This window comes from Pseudoduganella sp. RAF19 (assembly GCF_052114165.1).
Classification (GTDB): Bacteria; Pseudomonadota; Gammaproteobacteria; order Burkholderiales; family Burkholderiaceae_D; genus Rugamonas.
In genome coordinates this window covers 1-366 of sequence record NZ_JBFREF010000040.1, presented here as the reverse complement: position 1 = coordinate 366, position 366 = coordinate 1, and the positions used below count along the sequence as shown (strand labels likewise).

The following is a 366-nucleotide window of genomic DNA, read 5'->3' as shown; positions in this document are numbered from 1 at the left end:
CGATAACCTACTTTCACACTGGTTGCAGCACTATCATCGGCGCAAAGTCGTTTCACGGTCCTGTTCGGGATGGGAAGGGGTGGGACCGACTTGCTATGGTCATCAGGCATAACTKGTAGCACCGCGTTGGCTCAACGCGATGCGCAATCCGGAAGAAGTAAGTRGGGTAAAACTCAATCATTCAAACACAGGCAAGTGCRCATAACCGGCAAGGTTATAGGGACAAGCCGTACGGGCAATTAGTATCAGTTAGCTTAATGCATTACTGCACTTCCACACCTGACCTATCAACGTCCTGGTCTCGAACGACCCTTCAARGAGCTCAAGGCTCCGGGAAATCTCATCTTAAGGGAAATCTCATCTTAA

The 366-nt window shown here is 49.4% G+C and carries 2 rRNA genes; both read right to left on the bottom strand.

The window, feature by feature from the left end:
• Positions 1-107: ribosomal RNA gene (gene rrf / locus AB4Z19_RS30505) — 5S ribosomal RNA — on the bottom strand; the annotation flags it as partial.
• Positions 108-218: 111 nt separating this feature from the next.
• Positions 219-366, bottom strand: a 23S ribosomal RNA gene (locus AB4Z19_RS30500); the annotation flags it as partial.